General features: G+C 39.8%; 18 protein-coding genes. 9 read left to right on the top strand and 9 right to left on the bottom strand.

Features of this window, described 5'->3' with window-relative positions; all coding sequences use genetic code 11:
- The first annotated feature begins 59 nt into the window (after positions 1-59).
- From J4N24_RS08340 to J4N24_RS08330, 3 genes are all read left to right on the top strand, one after another.
- Positions 60-290: a hypothetical protein gene (locus tag J4N24_RS08340; RefSeq protein WP_207533214.1), complete on the top strand. Its 231-nt coding sequence runs from the start codon at positions 60-62 to the stop codon at positions 288-290.
- An 80-nt stretch (positions 291-370) separates the two neighbouring features.
- Positions 371-1,225, top strand: coding sequence for a CvfB family protein (locus tag J4N24_RS08335; protein WP_207533213.1), 855 nt, complete (start codon positions 371-373; stop codon positions 1,223-1,225).
- A gap of 99 nt (positions 1,226-1,324) precedes the next feature.
- Complete coding sequence (locus J4N24_RS08330; RefSeq protein WP_207533212.1) at positions 1,325-2,170, top strand: DUF2911 domain-containing protein; 846 nt, start codon at positions 1,325-1,327, stop codon at positions 2,168-2,170.
- Positions 2,171-2,198: 28 nt separating this feature from the next.
- Here the strand turns inward: J4N24_RS08330 and J4N24_RS08325 are convergent, their stop codons facing one another.
- Positions 2,199-3,869 (bottom strand): sodium:solute symporter family protein, encoded by a 1,671-nt coding sequence (locus J4N24_RS08325; protein ID WP_207533211.1) that lies wholly within the window; start codon positions 3,867-3,869, stop codon positions 2,199-2,201.
- 120 nt (positions 3,870-3,989) lie between these two features.
- A complete protein-coding gene (locus tag J4N24_RS08320; protein ID WP_207533210.1) occupies positions 3,990-6,428 on the bottom strand; it encodes a PIG-L family deacetylase in 2,439 nt (812 codons plus the stop codon).
- 216 nt (positions 6,429-6,644) lie between these two features.
- On the opposite strand from J4N24_RS08320, the gene J4N24_RS08315 reads away from it, so the two are divergent.
- On the top strand, positions 6,645-7,112 hold the full coding sequence (locus tag J4N24_RS08315) for an XRE family transcriptional regulator (protein ID WP_207533209.1): 468 nt from the start codon (positions 6,645-6,647) through the stop codon (positions 7,110-7,112).
- Between the two features lie 66 nt (positions 7,113-7,178).
- Here the strand turns inward: J4N24_RS08315 and J4N24_RS08310 are convergent, their stop codons facing one another.
- The 5 genes from J4N24_RS08310 to J4N24_RS08290 all read right to left on the bottom strand — a co-directional run bounded on the left by J4N24_RS08310 (position 7,179) and on the right by J4N24_RS08290 (position 10,909).
- A complete protein-coding gene (locus tag J4N24_RS08310; protein ID WP_207533208.1) occupies positions 7,179-7,871 on the bottom strand; it encodes a DsbA family oxidoreductase in 693 nt (230 codons plus the stop codon).
- Positions 7,872-8,124: 253 nt separating this feature from the next.
- Complete coding sequence (gene purE, locus J4N24_RS08305) at positions 8,125-8,616, bottom strand: 5-(carboxyamino)imidazole ribonucleotide mutase (RefSeq protein ID WP_207533207.1); 492 nt, start codon at positions 8,614-8,616, stop codon at positions 8,125-8,127.
- An 18-nt stretch (positions 8,617-8,634) separates the two neighbouring features.
- Positions 8,635-9,774: a 5-(carboxyamino)imidazole ribonucleotide synthase gene (locus tag J4N24_RS08300; protein ID WP_207533206.1), complete on the bottom strand. Its 1,140-nt coding sequence runs from the start codon at positions 9,772-9,774 to the stop codon at positions 8,635-8,637.
- A 57-nt stretch (positions 9,775-9,831) separates the two neighbouring features.
- Positions 9,832-10,317 carry an NADH-quinone oxidoreductase subunit B gene (locus J4N24_RS08295; RefSeq protein ID WP_207533205.1) on the bottom strand — a complete coding sequence of 162 codons (486 nt, stop codon included), beginning with the start codon at positions 10,315-10,317 and terminating at the stop codon, positions 9,832-9,834.
- A 4-nt stretch (positions 10,318-10,321) separates the two neighbouring features.
- Positions 10,322-10,909, bottom strand: coding sequence for an NADH-quinone oxidoreductase subunit A (locus tag J4N24_RS08290; protein ID WP_207533204.1), 588 nt, complete (start codon positions 10,907-10,909; stop codon positions 10,322-10,324).
- Between the two features lie 152 nt (positions 10,910-11,061).
- Between J4N24_RS08290 and J4N24_RS08285 the strand changes: the two genes are divergently transcribed.
- Together J4N24_RS08285 and J4N24_RS08280 are read left to right on the top strand one after the other, a co-directional pair.
- A complete protein-coding gene (locus J4N24_RS08285) occupies positions 11,062-12,045 on the top strand; it encodes a D-alanine--D-alanine ligase (protein WP_207533203.1) in 984 nt (327 codons plus the stop codon).
- Positions 12,046-12,196: 151 nt separating this feature from the next.
- Complete coding sequence (locus tag J4N24_RS08280) at positions 12,197-12,427, top strand: hypothetical protein (protein WP_207533202.1); 231 nt, start codon at positions 12,197-12,199, stop codon at positions 12,425-12,427.
- Between the two features lie 4 nt (positions 12,428-12,431).
- Here the strand turns inward: J4N24_RS08280 and J4N24_RS08275 are convergent, their stop codons facing one another.
- Together J4N24_RS08275 and J4N24_RS08270 are read right to left on the bottom strand one after the other, a co-directional pair.
- The gene (locus tag J4N24_RS08275) at positions 12,432-13,490 is read right to left on the bottom strand and encodes a dipeptide epimerase (protein ID WP_242691564.1); all 1,059 of its coding nucleotides are present in this window, start codon (positions 13,488-13,490) and stop codon (positions 12,432-12,434) included.
- Positions 13,491-13,582: 92 nt separating this feature from the next.
- Positions 13,583-14,527, bottom strand: a complete 945-nt coding sequence (locus J4N24_RS08270) for a Smr/MutS family protein (protein WP_207533200.1) — start codon at positions 14,525-14,527, stop codon at positions 13,583-13,585.
- Positions 14,528-14,659: 132 nt separating this feature from the next.
- On the opposite strand from J4N24_RS08270, the gene J4N24_RS08265 reads away from it, so the two are divergent.
- The 3 genes from J4N24_RS08265 to J4N24_RS08255 all read left to right on the top strand — a co-directional run bounded on the left by J4N24_RS08265 (position 14,660) and on the right by J4N24_RS08255 (position 18,994).
- Entirely contained in the window at positions 14,660-16,471 is a 1,812-nt protein-coding gene (locus tag J4N24_RS08265; RefSeq protein WP_207533199.1) for a MutS-related protein, read from the top strand.
- A gap of 179 nt (positions 16,472-16,650) precedes the next feature.
- Complete coding sequence (locus J4N24_RS08260; RefSeq protein ID WP_207533198.1) at positions 16,651-17,664, top strand: glycosyltransferase family 4 protein; 1,014 nt, start codon at positions 16,651-16,653, stop codon at positions 17,662-17,664.
- Between the two features lie 34 nt (positions 17,665-17,698).
- Positions 17,699-18,994: a glycosyltransferase family 4 protein gene (locus J4N24_RS08255; RefSeq protein WP_207533197.1), complete on the top strand. Its 1,296-nt coding sequence runs from the start codon at positions 17,699-17,701 to the stop codon at positions 18,992-18,994.
- The last annotated feature ends 52 nt before the right edge of the window (positions 18,995-19,046 follow it).

The raw sequence follows: 19,046 nt of genomic DNA, 5'->3' as shown, positions 1-19,046 counted from the left end.
TAAGGAGTGGAAAAAATCATTCCATCGAAAATGTCCTTAATTCTATATTTGCCCTTGCTATGACAGATTTTAAGGTTGAATTTGAAAATCGTTTTTACACCACATTTTTAGAAAGCAGTGAGGTAACGCCAGAGCGTGTTGAAGTGAAAGTTATTATGTATGGTACTGTTTACGCCATTTGGAAAGATAAAAATACAGGTAAATGGAATAACCATATCAGCAAATTTGAGTTAAGTCTTGGATTACTAAAAGCTGTTGGTGAGAAGCTTGATGAGCTTCTGAAACTGTAAGGCTTTTAAGAACCAAATTAAATTTTCCAACCTGTTCCCGATTGCAATGTTTAGCTTTGCGATAAACGTAGCTAAAGAAAATGCAAATTGGTTTATATAATAATTTAAGTGTTTTGGGTAAAAATGCAGAAGGTCTGGTTCTTTCAGATGGAACAGATACAGCCCTGCTGCCTTTTCACCAGGTAAAAGAAGATATCGCAATTGGAGAATCTCTTTTCGTTTTTGTGTATCACAATAAAGAAGGCAAGCTTGTTGCAACTTTAGACCGGCCTCTGGCATGCGTAGGAGATTTTGCCTACTTGAAAGTAGTTGGAGAAAATGAAAAAGGAGTATTCCTTGATATAGGCATAGATAAGGATATATTTGTGCCCAAGCGCGAGCAGAGAAGGCCCATGCATAGTGGTGAAAGCTATGTTGTTCACGTGTTTCGAGATGAGATGGATGAACGTATTGTGGCCAGTTCTTACTTGGAAGAGTTTGTAGAGATTGAGCCTGAGGAGTTGGAGGAGGGAGAAGAGGTTAGTTTATTAGTAGCTGAAAGTAGCGAATTGGGCTTCACCTGCATCATTAATAATAAATACATTGGCTTATTGTACAGGAATGAAGTGTATGAGGATGTGGAACTAGGTGAGTCAAGGGTTGGATTTATCCGAAAGATCAGGGAGAATAAGAAAATAGATTTAAGCTTACGCCCCATAGGATTTGATTTTATCCTTGAATCTAGAGATACGCTGCTTGACATCCTTAAAGCGAATGGAGGAGTACTTAAGTTAGGGGATAAAAGTGCGCCGGAAGATATCAGGCACCACCTTAAAATGAGTAAGAAGGCATTTAAGCAAGCGGTTGGTGGTTTGTATAAACAGCGACTTATAACTATTGCTGATTATGAGATTCGTCTGAATGAAGATAAAACAGAAGAAGAGCAGGGCGACTAGTTTCCTGGCTTTCTCATTGCTTTCACATATTCAATAGACTGGTAGTACTTTTCCAAATGTGTTTTTAACTTTGAGGAAATCACCAAACACAAATAAAGCATGAATTTAAAAAAAGGATTGGCATCTACTTTTTTAGCTGTTGCTCTAACGGTTAGTAGTTATGCTCAGGATCTTAAACTTCCAGCTCCTAGTCCCACACAAACTATCAGTCAGGATTTTGCACTGTCAAACATCTCTATTAATTATTCCCGTCCAAGCATGAAAGGAAGGACGATCTTCGGAGACCTTGTGCCTTATGGCCAGGTTTGGAGAACCGGAGCAAACTCGCCTACAAAGATCAAATTCGGTGAGGACGTAAGTATTGATGGTAAAGCAGTACCTGCTGGAGAATACGCGTTGTATACTATTCCTGGTCAATCTGAATGGACTTTTATCCTTAGTAAAAATTTGAAATTGTGGGGAGCGATGGGATATAACCAGGGAGACGATTTACTTCGTTTTACTGCAAAACCACAAACATTACCTTTCGCAGTGGAGTCCTTTACCGTAATGTTTGGAGCTCAAACATCCAATACTGTTGATGTTCAGCTATTATGGTCTAATGTTGCTGTAGGATTTAATGTAAAAGCAGATATTGATAATAAGATCCGGGCTAATGTTGACGCTGCTATGCAGGGAGAAAAGAAGCCTTATTTCCAGGCAGCAAGCTATTATTACGAAAAAGGCTTAGACTTAAACAAAGCCCTAACATGGGTAAATGAAGCTGTGAAAGCTCAACCCGATGCATATTATATCGAACATTTGAAAGCCAAGATCCTTTTGAAGAAAGGCGATAAAAAGGCGGCGATTGCAACTGCAGAAAGCTCTATGAAAAAGGCTGAGGCACAAAAAAATCCCGACTATGTAGCGTTAAATAAAAAGCTTATAGCAGAAGCAAACAGATAATCTTCAATGAGATAGTGAAGCCGGGAATTTAAGTTCCCGGCTTTTGTAGTTTTTCCAAAATCCAACCAATCACAATCACTAAGACGCAACCCAGCACGTTTAGCCACAAATAAGCCATCACTTCGAAATAGTAAGCCAGACAAACCAAAACTTCAGTTAGTATTGCTGCATAAAAAACCGCCTTCCCTCTGATGTTTTTGAAATAGAACGCTACGATAAATATTCCTAGGATTGTTCCATAAAAGAGAGATCCAAGAATATTTACGGCCTCAATCAAATTTCCCATTTTTCCGGCATACAAAGCCATAGCGATACTTAGGAGTCCCCAAAGTACTGTACATGCTCTTGAAAAACGATAGTACTGCAATTCATGAGCATTCGGATTAATAAGGCGTTTATAAATATCTATTGAGGTTGTTGAGGCCAGCGAATTGAAAGCACTGGCTATTGAACCCATGGAGGCAAGAAAGATAATAGCAATCAGGAGCCCCACAAGACCTTTGGGAAGATATTGTGTAACGAAGGTTAGGAAAACATAATTTGTATCATTGGTATTTGCTAAAGAGCTGTTTTTCTCCATTAACTTCAAAGCCTCATCTCTCACAGCTTTCATTTGCAAATCAGCCACTTTAACCTGAGCATTAAGTGAAGTATTGGTAATATCTTTATCAAAGGCCGATACCAATTTGCGTCTTTGTTCGAATGCAACCTTATATTGAGTTTCAAGAGCCTTAAATTCTTTGGAATAGGGAGATTGATATATTCTGTTTACCTCGTAACTGTTGAAAAAAATCGGAGGGCGATGGTATTGGTAGAATGTAAATACCAGAACTCCAATCAAAAGTATCAGGAATTGCATAGGAATTTTGATGAGAGCATTCATAATCAAGCCCAGTCGGCTTTGATTTACTGAGCTTCCTGTAAGGTACCTTCCAACTTGTGACTGATCCGTACCGAAATAGGAGAGCTGTAAGAAAAAGCCCCCAATGATCCCACTCCAAACATTATAGCGATTTTCCCAGTCAAACTTCCAATCGATCACGTTCATGCGCCCCATACTACCCGCGATGTGCAGGGACTTACCCAAGCCAACACTATCTGGAAGCAAATAAACTACTACTACACCAGCGATGAATAGTCCGCTAAAGATGACGCTCATTTGCAGCAATTGCGTATAAGAAACTGCTTTTGTTCCTCCATAAACAGTATATACGATAACCAGTCCACCCATGAAAAGGGTAGTGTACGTGGGGTTCAGATGCAGGATTTCGGACAGGATCAGTGCGGGAGCGTAGATAGAGATTCCAGTTGATAAGCCTCTTTGTATCAAAAACAAAAAAGCGGTGAATACGCGGGTTTTTAAATCGAATCGTTGCTCAAGGAATTCATAAGCAGTGAACACTCGGAGCTTATGAAATATGGGCACGAACGTAATACAAAGCACAATCATGGCCAGGGGGAGCCCAAAATAGAACTGCACGAATCGCATGCCGTCTGAATAAGCCTGGCCAGGTGCAGAAAGAAAAGTAATGGCACTTGCCTGGGTAGCCATAACAGAAAGGCCTACATGATACCAGGGAAGAGATTGGCCCCCCAGAAAGTAAGAGTCAAGGTTCTTACTGCCTCGACTCTTATAGATACCGTAAATAACAATGAGTAAAAGTGTGGCGCCTAAAACAAGCCAGTCAAGTGTACTCATGAGTAGATCTTTGTTATCACTGAAAAGCTAAAGATCAGGAATATCAACCATAGGATAATGAACCAGTAAAAATGCTTCCATGATCTTATGAATGATGGTAAGCCCTCCTTATTTTCCATTTTATTTAGATATCAGGTTTACAAATAAGCGATAGGCCCCTGGTACTCCAGCTGGTAGTTGACGGAAGAAGGCGAGACCTGTATACACAAACCGGCCTTTTCCATATCCAGTAACAATTAATGATCCTGTTGTCTCTTTTTCTCCTGTGTCTTTCATCGACAGTAAAGATTGGTATTTCTCATTAACGTTGGTGGTATAATAGATACCCCTTTCCTGAATCCAGTTTTGAAAGTCTGCTTCCGTAATCTTATTTGGAAAGTTAAAAATTCTATTCGAAGGATCCAGCATAGTCACCTTAGCATTTTCCTCAGTAACCCTGTCCCTTGAAATTGCAAAAGGGTATGGGCCAATTGCGTTCATTACTAGTGGCTGGTTAACGTTATACTGAACAAGTAAAATACCGCCGTTCTCTACATACTTCAAAAGTTTACCATTCAGATGTTTCATCTCAGGCTCGATGTTATAAAGACGAACACCGGTTATAATTGCATCAAAATTGCTCAAGTCTGCTGCTGCGGCCTGGGCAACCGTAAAGGTAGTAACTGTATATCCAATCTGCCTTAGGGCATCAGCAACGAGATCACCGGCACCAGGAATATAAGCCAGGTTTTTACCTTCTGTTTTAATGTCAAGTTTAATTAGGTTTGCTTCAGATTCTGGAAACCACGTGATCGTGGGTATGTGATTGTATTGAATACTATGAAGAGTTTTACTGTAAGAGCTCTCGCCAATTTTAACTTCTGCTCTTAATTTTCCTGATTCTGCCTTTGCTTCAGGACTCAAAGTAAAGCTAAATGTTTCTTCATCACCTTTATTGGCAAGCTTGAAGGTAGCAGAGGAAGGTTGAATTTCCCATCCTTTTGGAATAGAAGGCATTAGAGTTCCCCCGACATTGTCTTTGAAGGCTCTTAACTTTATAGCAACCTCTCTGGATTTATTATCAGAAAATAAGTATTGTGAATTTTGGATTTCTGATATCACAGGAGGGCTTACCTCTAAGTTGCGATATATTTCACCTCGAATAGGATCAGTAAACTTATAAACCACTGGGCGTTGAAATGAAAGCTCTTTACCTAGGATGTTTAAAGTAAAACTTAAGGTAAGAGGTTTAGGATTCTCGGGATTTCCAACCAGATCTCTATCGCGAATAACATATTCTCCGATAGGATGTTTTTCGGCTAACCAATAGGGTTGACTAAGTTCCAGGGCCTTAAGTAAACCTTCTGTAGTTTCCTGTTTGTTAGCAGCAAGTTTGACACTTTGCTCTGCTTTCCCATCGAAAGAGACACTCAAAGATGGATTTAAATCAAACCGGGAAATAGCCTGAACCCGTACCGGAACATCTTCTCCAATAGAAACAGAAGGCTGTGCAGAGTAGGCCTCCACCCAAATACCCGCTGCGGCAAGGATGAGATTAGTGATCTCCTTTAGCTTTCTGTCTTTTAAGTTGGTATCGTTAATTGTTGTTAGCAAAGACTGAAGTTTTATCAAATCAGGGACTGATTGTTGGGGCGCTTGAATATTGTAGTTTTGATTGATCTTATTTATCAGATCGCTAATCTCCCTGCCGTTCTTAATTCTTCCCCATGTTAGATCAACGTCTTCTAGAATATCTTTTTGTGCAGATTGTCCATTTAATAATGAAAAATATTCATAAGCTTCACCTCTTTGCTTAGCTACACCAAAACCTTGAGATTTATGCTGGGAACGACTTTCGGAGGCAATTTCACCATACGATTTCCCCAACAGGGCATTATACCCGCCTACATCAATCTTTAACTGGTCTTCGCCGGTAGTATTGTTTCCGCCGAAATTGAAGGTGTTCCAGTAGATCCTCTTTGTTTTCCAGGGCTGAACGTTTTTCAATTGCTCAGGGAATCGTTTAGGATCTGCTGCAGCCAGGAATGCCTCCTGTGCTAAAAGAGAAGACGCTGCATGATGCCCGTGCCCCGCTCTTGCATCACCCGGAAACCTCGTAATGATAACGTCTGGCTGAAACTTTCTGATTACCCAAACTACGTCTGCCAGTATTTGCTCTTTATTCCAGATCTTAAACGTTTCTTCTGATGTTTTGGAAAATCCAAAATCATTTGCCCTTGTAAAGAACTGTTCTGCGCCATCAATTCGCCTGGCTGCTAAAAGTTCCTGGGTGCGAATAAGTCCTAGTTGTTCCGCCTGCTCTGATCCGATCAGGTTCTGGCCGCCATCGCCCCTGGTAAGAGATAAATAACCAGTTCTTACTTTTCTTTCCGATGATAGATAGGATAAGAGACGTGTATTTTCATCGTCTGGGTGAGCAGCAATGTAAAGTACGCTGCCAGTCACATTCAATTTTTCCAATTGTAACTTTATTTCAGAAGAAGAAAGCTGAATGGAAGTTTGGGCATTTATGGATGAGGATAAAAGGAGCAGAGCAAATAAAGAGTGTTTGATTTTCATTCCTGAGGGTAAGTTTTAAATGGCTAATTTAGATAGTGTTTCGGATATATAATTCTAGTCCTGTAAAGGAATTGTAAATTGTTACACAAATGATCTTGATGGATTTTCAAACTATTTTGTGCGGCCAGGTATTAATTGAGAGGGAAGGATGATTAAACTCACTGAAAAACCCTTTATGACACTTATTGGTAAGATCTTTTAAACGAAAAATTAAGTATGACAGCAATTAAAGGTATAGAAAGATTACAAGGAATTATATCAGACCAGGAAATATCACAATTGAATAAAGCTGCAAACACGCATAAAAAATTCTCAAACATCGTCTTTGAGATTGAACAAGCCGATGAAGGAGAGCTTGCGGTTTTAGTGGAGCAAGAGCAAAATTCTTCTGGAAATTACGCTAATCAGCGAACTCTTATAAAGAGGGCCCATGAAGTATTCGATAAGGTAGTTCCTGGTTCAATAAAGCTTAATGTTAAGGCGCAGGAATATTTTGAATCTCCTACGGCTAAAGTAACACCTCAATGGATTGAACAGCAGATGTTGGATAAAGAGGTAAGGATAAAGCAAATAGCCTTTGATACTGGGATTAATAAGTCGGATATATCTGCATGGATAAATGGAATAAAGCCTATGTCGCAAATTGTGAAGGCTTTGTTCTACTATTACTTCAATAGTAGATAGACTATTAATAAACTAGCAGGGCTTAGTTCGAAAACTGAGCCCTGCTAGTTAAGACCATTTGATTTTTTAATCACAGCTGCCGTCAACGTCACAGCTGTCCCCGGTTATTACCTCTTTAAGCTGAGATTCTTCCTGTGCTACTTTTGCAAGAACGTCAGCAAATACCTCGGTGGGTTGTGCGCCTGAAACAGCAAATTGTCTGTTAAAAACAAAGAAAGGAACTCCTCTTACACCTAATTGTTGCGCTTCTTCCAGGTCTTTCTTAACATCAGTGATATAATTATTATTATCCAGGGCTTTCCTCGCTTCCTCTTTGTTCAGACCAAGCTCCTCTGCTAAAGCTACCAGTGTTTCAATATCACCAATATCTTTTCCTTCAGTGAAGTAGGCTTTGAAGAGCGCTTCCTCTGCAGCATCTTGTAAGTAATATTTAGCGGCGAAATGAGTAAGTTGATGTGCTTTTATCGTATTCGCTATTATGGCCTTATCGAAGTTATACTCAAGTCCGACTTCAGCAGCAGATTGTGTTACATTCTCGTGCATCTTTTCTGAATGCTCAAAGCTGATCCCCTTTTTCTCAGCCAGGTTCTCAATCACAGAAACGCCGGGAGCGGATTTAGTAGTAGGATCTAATTGAAAGCTTTTCCAAATGATCTCCACGTTATCTTTACCAGCGAAATTGTCAAGTGCCTGTTCAAACTTTCTTTTACCGATGTAGCAGAACGGACACACTACATCAGACCATATTTCTACCTTCATGTCTATTTCAGTTTATTTTGTCAAAAAATAGTACGCATTATAGATTTTAACAATAGCTGATCCTACCAATCGGGTTGCTCCAATTATTGCTACGATCATTCTTGTTAATTCTATTATAAGTGTTGTTAATGTAAGACGCTCTGGTCAGATAACAATCATGGAAAAGTAAGGAGTGATAAAAATTATAAAAGCCGGACAAAGATCACTATAGTCTCTGTCCGGCTTATCTCTATTTCAGTTTGGCCCTTTTAATCTATTTCGCCTGGGCTTCCAGTTCTTTTGCTGTTTCCTCAATCTTTTTCTTCAAAGACTCCTTGTAATCTTTCAATCGCTGAGCTAAAGCCTCATTGGATGTTCCAAGGATTTGCGCTGCTAAAAGACCAGCATTTTTTGCTGCGTTCAGAGCAACGGTAGCAACAGGTATACCGTTAGGCATTTGTAGGATGGATAGAATAGAATCCCAGCCATCGATTGAATTAGATGATTTGACAGGAACCCCAATTACTGGTAAATGAGTAATAGAGGCTACCATTCCAGGCAGATGAGCTGCGCCACCGGCACCTGCAATGATCACCTTAAGCCCTCTGTCTGCCGCTGTCTTTGCATATTCAAACATCCTTTCAGGTGTACGATGAGCTGAAACAACTGTTATTTCGTAATCAACACCTAATTCTTTTAATGCATCAGCAGCATCCTGCATTACAGGTAAATCTGATTTGCTGCCCATTATTATGCCTACTTTCATGTATCTTGTTAATTTCTGCTATACTTTAACCTTTAAGGTTTGCTGAACAAATCGGGCTTTAGAAATAGCTTGCTCCCGATCTTCAGCTACCACTGTTACGTGTCCCATTTTTCTGAATGGCTTAGTGAACTTCTTCCCATAGAGGTGAACATATACACCTTCATGCTTGAGGATTTCGCCCATGCCTTCATAATCAGCTAAGCCTTCGTAACCTTTTTCTCCAAGCAGATTAATCATCACTGCATTTCCAATTGGAGAAGTATCACCAAGAGGAAGGTTGAATACAGCCCTCATATGCTGTTCAAACTGAGAAACCCGATTTCCCTCTATCGTTTGATGTCCGCTGTTGTGTGGGCGCGGCGCCAGTTCATTCACTAACAGTTGTCCATCCTTTGTTAGGAACATTTCAACCGCTAGCAGTCCGCATATTTTAAAAGTCTCTGCTATTTGAATTGCAAGCTGTTCGGCCTGTTTCTGAATCTCAATAGGAAGAGTAGATGGCGAAATAAGGAACTCGACCAGATTTGCTTCAGGATTAAACTCCATTTCCACCAGCGGGAATGTTTTTATATCGCCCTTTTCATTACGTGCCACGATCACCGAAACTTCTTTTTCGAAGTCAACCCATTCTTCGATAAGGCTTGGAGCTTCAAAAGCGTTTTCGAAATCTGCTTCTGATCTTACTTTAAATACACCTTTTCCATCATAACCATCCTTACGCAGTTTCTGGATGTAGGGGAAATTTAAAGTAGCATTTTTAAGTGCTTCTTTATTTGATACTAGCTGGAAGGGAGCTGTTGGGATATTGTTTTGTTTGAAGAATTCTTTTTGCAACCCTTTATCCTGAATTAAACGAAGGATACGAGGCTGTGGGTAAACAATAACACCTTCATCTTCCAGTTTTTGTAATGCATCAACGTTAACCTTTTCAATCTCAATGGTTATAAGGTCACATTGCTTACCAAAATTATAAACTGTATCAAAATCAGTTAAAGATCCCTGAACAAACTTCTCGCACATCTTTTTGCACGGAGCTTCAGGATCGGGATCCAAGACGCGAATATTTACATTGTAGTTGATAGCCTGCTGAATCAGCATCCGGCCAAGTTGACCACCACCCAGAACACCTACACGTAAGTCGCCATAAAAAGCTTTCATAGCTGCAAGTTTAGCCTAAATCTGTGAAAAATACGAATCGAATGAGATAATGGACACTTACTTGGAAGTCAAAATGCTTTCTTCCTGAATCTTTTTTTGAAGTTCCAGGATACTCCCTATAAGGGCCTCAGGACGCGGAGGGCAGCCCTGTACATACACATCGACCGGGATTATACGGTCAACTCCTTTAACCACATGGTATCCGTGCTGCCAGTAAGGTCCACCACAATTAGAGCAGGAGCCCATTGATATTACATACTTTGGTTCCGGCATCTGCTCATATAATCTTTTAATCCTCTCGGCCATTTTGAATGTAACTGTTCCGGCGATAATAATCACGTCAGACTGACGCGGAGAGGGACGAGGAAAAACACCAAAGCGGTCCAGGTCGTAGGTCGATGCCATTGAGCCCATCATTTCGATAGCACAACAGGCAATACCAAAACTTACAGGCCAAAGAGAAGAGAGACGAGCCCAGTTCAACAGGTCGTCCACCTTAGTGACGATCACTCCGCCATCTTGTTGCATATTGTCGAGACTCATATTCTTATCCTTTTCTGAAAGTTGGTTTGAAACCCGGTTTCGGATTAGTTGTTGCTACTGCTGAAGTATCTTCTTCAGGTTCTGTTTTTGGGACCTCCAGGCTAAAGGCTTTCACTGGGTATTTTTCGTTATTAATACGATCGTAAACCGACCTCGGTATTGCTACATCAACATGCGGAATTTTTTGTTCGGGTTTAATCCAGTCCAGATCTCCTCTTTTCCAAACATATACCAATCCAATAATAAGGATTCCTACAAAAACGAACATTTCAATTAGAGTTAACCAACCCCACATTGGCTCTGCAGCCAGCAATGATTTCTGCCCGAATACGGTTGTCCATGGGAAAATGAATATCATCTCCACATCGAACAGAAGAAATATAAGCGCTATCACATAGAAACGTGAGTTGAACTGAACCCAGGAGTTACCCGTAGGTTCTTCTCCACATTCGTAAGACGTAAGTTTAAGTGGTGTCGGTTTGTCTGGGGCAAGCACCTTTGACAAGAAGAGGGTACCGCACACCAGAAGTATCCCAATTAATAAAAAGATAAAAATCTTACCAAACTCAGTTAGCTGAGACGTTTGATCCATAATGCAAAATTAATAAATAAGTTTAGAGTTGTAGTGTTCGACTTGTTGTTGGGAGGTCAGAATATATTGTTTGGATTTTAGCTGGAAGTTGGCAGCTCGATGCAATCGTAAATCATAATTCTTAAGTCACAAATTCCAGTATCTTTGCCATTATGAAGAAAACAATAGCTCTTGTAACAGGCGGACTTACCAACGAGTCGGTGATCTCTTTAAAAAGTGCAGCTGTTATTGATAAGAATTTAGATAGAGATAAATTTAACGTTTATAAAATTATAGTTGACAAAGACGGCTGGTATTATGAGGATGAAACAGGTCGGACTTTTGTTGATAAAAATGATTTCTCAATCAATATAAACGGAAGCAGAACTACATTTGACGGGGTATTTATTGGACTTCATGGTTCTCCGGGCGAGGATGGAAAACTCCAGGGCTATTTTGATCTTTTAAATATTCCTTATAATACTTGTGATGCCTTAACTTCTGCCATAACCATGAATAAAGGGTACACCAAAGCGGTTGTAAATGGTGTACCTGAATTAAACATTGCGAAGTCCGTACAGCTTTTCGGGAATAATCCACAGGCGGCTGAGGAGGTACTTTCCAATCTAAAGTTACCTGTATTTGTAAAGCCTAATAATGGTGGTAGTAGTATTGGTATGAGCAAGGTTAAGACAGCCGAGGAGTTGCCTGAAGCCTTAAATAAAGCTTTTGCCGAAGATTCTCAAGTGCTTGTAGAAGAGTTTATTAAAGGAAGAGAGTTTACTATCGGGATTTATAAAGGCAGAGATGGAATAAAGGTGCTACCTGCTACAGAGATTATTAGTTCTAAAGAGTTCTTTGACTTTGAAGCAAAATATACTACAGGGGTTTCTGAAGAAATTACACCGGGACGCATGTCTGATGACGAGAAGGCGCGAGTAGAGCGGATTGTTGAAGGAGCTTACAAAAAGCTGAATTGCAACGGAGTAGTACGCATTGATTATATTCTAGAGGAAGGAACAAATGACTTTTATTTTATTGAGGTGAACACGGTTCCTGGTCAAACCGAGAATAGTATTATTCCTCAACAAGTAAGGGCAATAGGTAGAACTATTAAAGATTTTTATTCAGAATTACTTGAAGTTAGTTTGGGGTAAGCTGTTCATACTCAGTTTATAAATGAATTTTTAAGGCTCGAAATATTTCGGGCCTTTTTTGTAAAGCTCCGTTTTGTAACAAATGTTCCCTTTAATCGTATTAATGGATTGGCTTGTCATCCTCGCTTAACACATTTCTTTATTCCGCTAGATGGTAGAAGTTCTAAGAGAAAATTGGGAGTTTATCCTTTATGAACGTAAAGGCTCACTGTATCTGTTCATAGTGAATGGACAGGGATCTTTATCTGAAGTTACCTATAAGCTAAGTGCAGAAGATGTGCGGGATTTTAAAGAGAAGGGCTCGTCATTCCTCACAGAGAAAGTCCGTTCGATCCGATCTGTACTTCGCCATTCTCCCCGTTTAAATCCTTCTGCATCGTAGCTTTCTAGCAAATTTTAACTAATTCACAGTTTTTCAAAAAGGTTTCGGATGCATCTGCGCCTATTCCTGGATTGTCATTAATACTAAGGTGGTAATTGCTATATACAGCTCCTCCGATACAAGGATCTTCCAAATGACCGAGTAAGCAGGTATCCAGATCAAAATAGTTAATTTGAGGACAGGCATAAGCAAAATGGAGTTTAGCACTTAAGGCTATCCTGCTTTCGAGCATGCCTCCAATCATACAAGGTACACTCATTTCTGTGGCAAGGTTATAGATCTCCATTGCTTCAGAGATGCCGCCTGATTTAGAAAATTTAATGTTGATGGAATTACAAGCTTTCTGTTTCATTAGTCTTCTTGCGTCATGATGATTATAACAGCTTTCATCAACCATTATAGCGATAGGAGAGGTTGCTACAAGTTCGGGCAGAAGGTCGTCATACCAGCTTCGCAGTGGTTGTTCACAAAATTCTATGTTATAAACTGCTAATTCCTGTAAGATATGCTTTACCTCTGCCGGTTCCCATCCCTGGTTCGCATCAATCCTGATCATTATTCCAGAACCTATTGCTTCTCGTATGCTTTTGATCCTTAAAATGTCTTCCTCAGCATTCTTCCCTAGCTTCACCTTTAGGATCCTGGCTCCATTCGATACAAAATTCAAAGCCTGTTTCGCCATATGCCCGGGTGTATCTATACCTATGGTTATGTCTGTCTCTACTTTTCTGGGAGTTCCTCCTAAATACTGATAAAGCGGCTTTCCTGCATCCTTGGCTGCCAAATCATAAAGTGCCATATCAAAGGCACTTTTTATAGTCGAGTTTTTTGCTGTAAATAAATCTAACTCTAGTAGACGCTCTTTAATGTCTAAAGGGTCTTTTCCTATCCATAGACCTGAAAACTCTTTAGCCATAGCAAGGCAGGTATCCTGTGTTTCGCCAACTATCATAGGGAAGGCAGAACACTCACCAACTCCATAAATGTTTTTGTCTGTTTGTACCCGAATAAAAATGTTTTGAGCATAATCCATGGTTCCCGTAGCGATTGAAAATGGAACCATAGGTATGCTGAAGCGATAAATTTCTACTGAGGATATTTTCACAGATTAATTAAATTTATAGATGGTGAAACTGTAATTATTAATAACGCGGTCTACTTCAAAACAACTTCTGTGGCACCATACCCAAACTTTTCCTTATGTGCATCCATAAACGTTTTTACCTGCTGATGTTTACTGACCACCTTCTGAATTTCATGCCGAAGAGTGCCATTGCCAACGCCATGAATAAAGATTATAGAAGGAAGTTTATGAACAATAGCTGCGTCTAAAGCTTTTTTAAAGTGATCCATTTGTACTTTCAACATTTCTCGATTACTTAAAAACTGATAATCTTCACGTAATTTTTCAATGTGCAGATCAACTTCTTTTGCAGGCTTGGCTATTTCCTTTTTTTCTACCGATGGCTTAAAGAAACTTTCTTTAAGTTTTTCTGCATCTACTATTAATTCCTCTTCGTCAAGCCTTATCATCCAACCTTGTTGTTTCATAAGAGGTACCTGCTTTTTGCTCCCTGAAAAGTCTTTAGCATTAAATTTTTCTTTAATTACCAGTGGCTTTGGAAGCGTTGTTTCCTGGGTGCTATAGTAACTTACCTGGAACTGAAAGCCAGGCCAATTGCTGAGCTCCGGTAAGCTTGCCGTATACACCTTTACAGTTGAATACCCTTGAAGAATACCTGCGTAGAAGCCCCTCTGTTTTGCATCTTTCTCCGTGCTAAAGGATAAAAGAAGTTGATATGAGGTTTCATTTATTACATGGAAATGAACTACAGAGCCTTTATTAGGATCTGTGACCACTGCGAGGTGAATACCTTTTGCTATGAAATCTTCAGGCTTGATGGGTTTTTCTGCAACCACCTGGCTTTCCACACCTTCTTCCATCCGTCCATAAACACGAGTAACTTTACTCGCTAAAACCGGAATTTCAAAATCATCATCTCCGGTTACGCCTATCATTTCATCGTTTATGATACGTGTAATATAACCCTCGCGTTTTTCTTCAACAAACCGTACAAATTCTCCTAATCTATATTCCATATGTTACTTTCGTCTATTACGCCCGCCGAAACGAGACGATATTTAGCGAAGGTAAACAGTAGTAAAATATTCAGCGCAGATTTTCTGTAATAAATTAGACATTTGTAGCGGCACTATCCCTGATACGTGAACATGAATTCAACATCTTCTATTAATTTTTATAAGGAGCAAATAGATAAGGCAGAAAAGAGTGCTCTACACTTTGCAAAATTGGTTAATACTTATTCATTTCTCCGGCTTTTTGTCATTGCCGGGGTCATTGCTGCAATATATGAATCTGTCCAGGCCGAAAGTGTAGTTCTGACCGAGCTTTCATTGCTGTCAGGGATAATTGCTTTTGCATTTCTCGTAAGCAGACAGGCCAGGTTCGAAAAGATGAAGGCTTTCTATTTGAATTTGAAGATTGTTAATCAGAATGAGGTGGAGTGTGTTATCAATCAAAAAAATATCTATAGTGACGGAGCGACCTTTGTTGATGATTTCCACGTTTACACTTCAGACCTTGATATATTTGGAAAAGCCTCTCTTTATAATCTCTTAAATCGTTGTGCAACCATCCCGGGAAATAGCAAGCTCTCCAACTGGCTGAAGGAGAGGGCTTCAACAAGTGAAATACTTTTAAGACAAGAAGCACTGAAGGAGCTTGCATCAAAGAAAGAGTGGATGCAGGAGTTTAAGGCGAAGTTGATATTTGCCCGAGAGGATAAGGATAATGAGGTTGCTAAGTTGCTGGTTTATCTTAATACTCCCCTGGAACCAATTTCACCATTTATTATTAATTATATTGCAATTACGGGGTGGGCCACTTCCACTTTTATTCTTGCTGCTTATTTTCATCCTGTTTTTACAACACTCGCTATTCTTTCCGGACTTATAAATATTACGTTAGTTTTATTAAATGCGACAAAGGTAAATCGTGCGGATCAACTGGTGGGGAAGGCAGGAAAGGTATTGTACCATTACGCTGAAGCTTTTGAAAGAGTAGAGGAAGAGACGTTTAATACAGAATATATAAGAACCTTAAGTTTGAAGGCTAATAAGGAAAGAGTTTTTCATAAAAGGTTTAGAGAACTTTCTGGGTTAGCTGGGAAGCTGGAATATCGCTTTAACATATTTGTAGGTCCGGTACTGAATTTTCTTTTTGCCTGGGACCTAAGGCAAATTATAGCTATTGAAAAGTGGAAGCGTGATAATCGCGAAAGCGTAGAACAGGTTTTTGATGACCTTGCTACGTTAGAGGCCTTAGTCTCAATTGCTGGCCTTCATCTGAATTATCCTGATTGGAGTTTTCCTGTTATTAGCGACGGCGATGGTTATACGTATTGCGCACAGGACTTGGGACATCCTTTGCTTGAGGAAAGTAAACGCGTTTTAAATGATTTTCAATTGGATGATGAATTCAAGATAGATATAATCACTGGGTCAAATATGGCAGGGAAAAGCACCTTTTTGAGAACGCTCGGTATAAATAGTGTATTAGCTTTAGCAGGTGCACCTGTATGTGCCAGGAAGGTCACAGTGAGTAATGTGTTAATCTTCACCTACATGAGAATTAAAGATTCCTTAAATGAAAGTACTTCGACCTTTAAGGCGGAGTTAGATAGACTGAGACTTTTATTGGAAACACTCAGCAATAATTCCAAAGTCTATTTTATGATAGATGAGATGTTAAGAGGGACAAATTCTGTAGACAAGTATCTTGGATCAAAAGCCATAATAGAACGTCTGGTTTCTGAAAAGGCTGTGGGTGTAGTGGCCACCCACGACCTTCAGATTGCAAGACTGGAAGATGAGTACCCGGGCTATATTAGAAATTTCTATTTCGATATTCAGGTAAGGAACAATGAAATGCTTTTCGATTATAAGATTAAGAAAGGTGAGTGTAAAACGTTCAATGCCTCAATTCTGTTGAAAGAGTTAGGAATTAAATTTGAAGAAATTTAGAAGGACTTTTTCTTTCAAGAGCCTTTATTTTTTTAATTATAAACGTCTTTTTAAGGTAATGCGAACCAGTATTTATACTCTTTTTTGTTCATAAATTTTGCATTGTGAAGAAAAATTGCTTCATTTTTTAAACTCTTAAAGCCACAGTAGTGTTATGAGTGTACTATCAACAGATACTTATGCAAAACACACTGATCAATAATTCTAGAGAAAAACGTCCAAAGATATTCACCTGGCACATTCACGGAACCTATTTATATTACTTATCACAAGGGAATTACGATCTGTATATTCCAACTAAAGAAGATAAATCAGAAGGGTATTACGGCAAAGGAACAACTTTTCCTTTTGGGGAAAATGTCCATGAAGTTCCTGTTGAGGAAGTAAAAAACCTTCAATTCGATTGTATACTATTTCAATCCCACAAAAACTACCTTAAAGATCAGTTCGAGATTTTCACTGCAGAGCAAAGAGAACTACCTAAAATATACCTGGAGCATGATCCTCCACGTGAAGTTCCGACTGATACTAAGCATCCTGTTGATGATCCCAATATGCTTATTGTTCACGTAACTCACTTTAATAATTTAATGTGGGAAAACAATCGCACACCTACGAGAGTTATAGACCACGGTGTAGTTGCTCCGAAAGCTACTTATACGGGTGAGTTGGAGAAAGGGATAGTAGTAATCAACAATATACAAAAACGAGGTCGCCGCTTGGGTCTGGATGTTTTTCTAGAGCTCAAGAAAAGAGTTCCGCTTGATTTAGTAGGGATGGGAGCTGAAGAACTTGGCCTTGGAGAAGTTAAACATCAGCAACTGCCGGAATTTATAAGTCAATACCGCTTTTTCTTTAACCCGATACGGTACACAAGTCTTGGACTTTCAATTTGCGAAGCTATGACCATGGGTATACCTGTAGTAGGGTTGGCAACAACGGAATTGGTAACTGTGATTCAAAACGGTGTTTCAGGATATGTTCATACAGATATAAATTATTTGGCTGATAAAATGAATGAGCTTTTGAAAAACCCGGGTTTGGCAAAACAATTAGGTGCGGAAGGACAGAAGATTGCGCAAGACCGATTTAATATAAGCCGGTTTGCCCGCGACTGGGAAGAAACTTTTAATCAGGTAATAAGCCGCACAGCTTCACAAAAAAGACCTGTATACATCGAATCCGAAGCCTAGAGGATTTCAGGTGTTGATCTAAATATTGAAAAACATGAAGAAGAAAATTGCTTTTATTAGTGAGCATGCATCTCCTTTGGCGACGCTGGGGGGAGTAGATAGTGGAGGACAAAATGTATATGTGGCCGAATTAGCTAAATTCCTTGCAAAGACAGATCATCTCGTTGATATTTTCACCCGCTGGGATAATGCGGAGTTACCGGAAGTAGTAAACTGGCTGCCTGGAATCAGGGTGATCCATGTTAAAGCTGGCCCTGTTGCGTTTGTGGCAAAGGAGGAGCTACTCCAGTACATGCCTGAATTCAGAAATAGCATGCTTGAATTTATGGTCGCTGAGAGGAACACTTACGACCTCATCCACGCTAATTTTTTCATGTCGGCGAAGGTTGCTATGGAGCTTAAAGAAATTCTTGAAATTCCATTTGTAGTAACCTTTCATGCCCTTGGACAAGTTAGAAAGATCCATCAGAAAGATCAGGATAAATTCCCCATCGAACGTCTCTTCATTGAAGAAGAGGCCATTCAAAAAGCTGACAAAATTATTGCTGAATGCCCTCAGGATAGAGAAGACCTTATTAACCTTTACGGGGCACTAGCCGAGAAGATCACTGTAATACCTTGTGGTTTTAGTCCGCAGGAATTCTATCCGGTGGATAAGATCGCAGCTCGTAAGTTCCTTAATCTCGATGTTAACGAGAAGATACTTCTTCAGTTAGGAAGAATGGTGCCTAGAAAAGGCGTAGACAATGTTATCAGCTCGCTGGAATACCTTTGTAGTACTACAGAAAATGTAAGGCTTGTTATTGTAGGAGGGGAAACTGATGCGCCTGATCCCCTGGCTTGCCCTGAAATTGCTCGCTTGCAAGCTCTAGCTGAGAAAAAAGGTGTAGCTGCAAACGTAACGTTTGTAGGCCGCAAGAACAGGAATGTTTTGAAGTATTTTTATGCTGCAGCTGATATTTTCATAACCACTCCCTGGTATGAGCCTTTTGGAATTACTCCGTTAGAATCAATGGCCTGCGGAACTCCTGTAATCGGTTCTGAAGTTGGTGGTATTAAATACAGCGTTGTTGATGGTAAAACCGGCTTCCTTGTGGCTCCCAACGATCCTGCTTCGCTGGCGAAAAAAGCTGAGAAAATACTTTCAAGCAGAGAATTGCTTCAAAGCATGAAGGTTAATTCTCTGAAACGTGTGAATTCAATGTTCACCTGGGAGAACATTGCAAGGATGACAGGTAACCTTTACGAACGCGTACTGATGGCTAACTACCAATCCAGCCTCGATCTGCAACCTAAGATCAAAATTAGTAAGAAAAGTCAGGCGGCCTAGTCTGCCTAGAATCTGAATTGGAACTCATTCAAAAACAACTAATATTAACAAC

Origin of the sequence: Desertivirga arenae, from assembly GCF_017355785.1 — a bacterium.
In the GTDB taxonomy this organism is placed as follows: domain Bacteria; phylum Bacteroidota; class Bacteroidia; order Sphingobacteriales; family Sphingobacteriaceae; genus Desertivirga; species Desertivirga arenae.
This window is presented reverse-complemented; position numbering and strand designations above follow the sequence as displayed.

Coding starts and splice junctions, on each gene's coding strand:
- J4N24_RS08340 (WP_207533214.1), top strand. CDS start 60: ATGACAGATTTTAAGGTTGAATTTGAAAATCGTTTTTACACCACATTT.
- J4N24_RS08335 (WP_207533213.1), top strand. CDS start 371: ATGCAAATTGGTTTATATAATAATTTAAGTGTTTTGGGTAAAAATGCA.
- J4N24_RS08330 (WP_207533212.1), top strand. CDS start 1,325: ATGAATTTAAAAAAAGGATTGGCATCTACTTTTTTAGCTGTTGCTCTA.
- J4N24_RS08325 (WP_207533211.1), bottom strand. CDS start 3,869: ATGAGTACACTTGACTGGCTTGTTTTAGGCGCCACACTTTTACTCATT.
- J4N24_RS08320 (WP_207533210.1), bottom strand. CDS start 6,428: ATGAAAATCAAACACTCTTTATTTGCTCTGCTCCTTTTATCCTCATCC.
- J4N24_RS08315 (WP_207533209.1), top strand. CDS start 6,645: ATGACAGCAATTAAAGGTATAGAAAGATTACAAGGAATTATATCAGAC.
- J4N24_RS08310 (WP_207533208.1), bottom strand. CDS start 7,871: ATGAAGGTAGAAATATGGTCTGATGTAGTGTGTCCGTTCTGCTACATC.
- purE (WP_207533207.1), bottom strand. CDS start 8,616: ATGAAAGTAGGCATAATAATGGGCAGCAAATCAGATTTACCTGTAATG.
- J4N24_RS08300 (WP_207533206.1), bottom strand. CDS start 9,774: ATGAAAGCTTTTTATGGCGACTTACGTGTAGGTGTTCTGGGTGGTGGT.
- J4N24_RS08295 (WP_207533205.1), bottom strand. CDS start 10,317: ATGAGTCTCGACAATATGCAACAAGATGGCGGAGTGATCGTCACTAAG.
- J4N24_RS08290 (WP_207533204.1), bottom strand. CDS start 10,909: ATGGATCAAACGTCTCAGCTAACTGAGTTTGGTAAGATTTTTATCTTT.
- J4N24_RS08285 (WP_207533203.1), top strand. CDS start 11,062: ATGAAGAAAACAATAGCTCTTGTAACAGGCGGACTTACCAACGAGTCG.
- J4N24_RS08280 (WP_207533202.1), top strand. CDS start 12,197: ATGGTAGAAGTTCTAAGAGAAAATTGGGAGTTTATCCTTTATGAACGT.
- J4N24_RS08275 (WP_242691564.1), bottom strand. CDS start 13,490: ATGGTTCCATTTTCAATCGCTACGGGAACCATGGATTATGCTCAAAAC.
- J4N24_RS08270 (WP_207533200.1), bottom strand. CDS start 14,527: ATGGAATATAGATTAGGAGAATTTGTACGGTTTGTTGAAGAAAAACGC.
- J4N24_RS08265 (WP_207533199.1), top strand. CDS start 14,660: ATGAATTCAACATCTTCTATTAATTTTTATAAGGAGCAAATAGATAAG.
- J4N24_RS08260 (WP_207533198.1), top strand. CDS start 16,651: ATGCAAAACACACTGATCAATAATTCTAGAGAAAAACGTCCAAAGATA.
- J4N24_RS08255 (WP_207533197.1), top strand. CDS start 17,699: ATGAAGAAGAAAATTGCTTTTATTAGTGAGCATGCATCTCCTTTGGCG.